We start from the raw sequence: 581 nt of genomic DNA on the forward strand, positions 1-581 counted from the left end.
ACGTGACCGTGACGGTCTTCGAGGACTACGCCTGCCCGCACTGCGCGCACTACGCGACGGAGGTCATGCCTCGGATCGTCGAGAACTACACGAAACCCGGAACGGTCCGCTACGAGCACCGCGACTTCCCGATTCCGGTGAGCGAGGAGTGGTCGTGGGCGGGGGCGAACGCGGCGCGCGCGGTGCAGGACGCCCTCGACGACGCGGCGTTCTTCGAGTACACCCACACGCTCTTCGCCCATCAGGACGCGTACGTCGATGCGGGCGCGCGCGGGTACGACTACCTCGGGACGGTCGCCGCGCGGCGAAGGGCGGGAAGTACACGCCCTACCTGAAGGCGGAGCGACGACGACCGGGAAGGACATGGGCGTCCGCGGGACGCCGACCGTGTTCGTGAACGGCACGGCGACCGGCGATCCGGGATACGACACGATCAGCGCGAAGATCGACGCCGCGCTGTCGAACTGAGACGCGAGAACGAGGCGGCGTGCGCGACGCGGGAAGCGATACGGGTTTGCTCGCGCGTCGGCTACGGTCGCGCGTGAGACGACGGTCCTACCTCGCGTCCCTCCGGCGCGCTG

Annotated in this window: 2 protein-coding genes; both read left to right on the plus strand. The window is 69.4% G+C overall.

The window, feature by feature from the left end:
* Positions 1-335, plus strand: a 335-nt coding sequence (locus AOZ13_RS13680) for a thioredoxin domain-containing protein (protein ID WP_148294617.1), incomplete at its 5' end; no start/stop codon positions are given.
* 28 nt (positions 336-363) lie between these two features.
* Complete coding sequence (locus tag AOZ13_RS15815; RefSeq protein WP_394324685.1) at positions 364-468, plus strand: DsbA family protein; 105 nt, start codon at positions 364-366, stop codon at positions 466-468.
* The last annotated feature ends 113 nt before the right edge of the window (positions 469-581 follow it).

Origin of the sequence: Halarchaeum acidiphilum MH1-52-1, assembly GCF_000474235.1 — an archaeon.
Lineage (GTDB): Archaea > Halobacteriota > Halobacteria > Halobacteriales > Halobacteriaceae > Halarchaeum > Halarchaeum acidiphilum.